Origin of the sequence: Faecalibacterium sp. DFI.5.82 (assembly GCF_029076575.1) — a bacterium.
GTDB classification, from domain to species: domain Bacteria; phylum Bacillota; class Clostridia; order Oscillospirales; family Ruminococcaceae; genus Faecalibacterium; species Faecalibacterium duncaniae.
On sequence record NZ_JARFIS010000368.1, the window covers coordinates 1 to 319 of the forward strand.

Genomic DNA, 319 nt, shown 5'->3' on the forward strand with positions numbered 1-319 from the left:
CCACGAAATTGCCGCACACCGGGCGCAGCTCCTCCGGGGCAGCAGCCCCTTCCCCGAAGTCAAGGTCATAGCGGCCATGCCGTCCGGTCAGGTCGCGGCCAATGGCCTGCACAAGGGTGCAGGTGCCGTCCGGGCCGACTTCATAGCGGCAGAGCGCATCGGCCCCGGGCAGGCTTCTGGGCTTCTCGGAGAAGCAGTAGTCCCCCAGCTCGGTGATGGCCCGCACCCCGCCCTCCGGGCCCGGTACGCTTGCGGGAAGGGCCGCACAGGGCGCGTCGCCGTAAACACGGGTCAGGCGGGCGGTGTTCTTCTGTAACGG

The 319-nt window shown here is 69.6% G+C and carries 1 pseudogene; it reads right to left on the reverse strand.

Annotated elements, in window-relative coordinates:
• Positions 1-319, reverse strand: a pseudogene (locus tag P0G09_RS17030) (hypothetical protein); the annotation flags it as partial.